The organism is Streptomyces sp. P17 (assembly GCF_032436805.1).
Classification (GTDB): Bacteria; Actinomycetota; Actinomycetes; order Streptomycetales; family Streptomycetaceae; genus Streptomyces.
In genome coordinates this window covers 1-316 of record NZ_JAVRBF010000541.1, presented here as the reverse complement: position 1 = coordinate 316, position 316 = coordinate 1, and the positions used below count along the sequence as shown (strand labels likewise).

Sequence of the window (316 nt, the reverse complement as noted above, 5' to 3'; positions counted from 1 at the left end):
GGTGTCTCGCAGTCTACAGGACCTGAAAACCATTCTCTCTGGTGGCGCGATACCACCAGATGCATATCGGCGCGACGCTGGAGGTGTTGAGCATGTCTGACGAGCCCTATATCCCGGCCCCGTGTCCAGCCTCAATGGCGGATGGCGGGCGTGCTTTGTGGAGTGGCGTGGCGGACGCGTTCGAGCTGACGCCGGAGCAGTTGGTGCAACTGGAAGAGGCATGCCGGGCAAAGGATCGGCTGGACTCTCTGGATGCGGCGATCCGTGGCAAGCATGACGTGCTGCTGTCGATTGAGACGGACGATAACGGAGTGGC

The 316-nt window shown here is 61.4% G+C and carries 1 pseudogene; it reads left to right on the top strand.

The window, feature by feature from the left end:
- Positions 1-92 precede the first annotated feature (92 nt).
- A pseudogene (locus RMT89_RS42025) lies at positions 93-316 on the top strand (hypothetical protein); the annotation flags it as partial.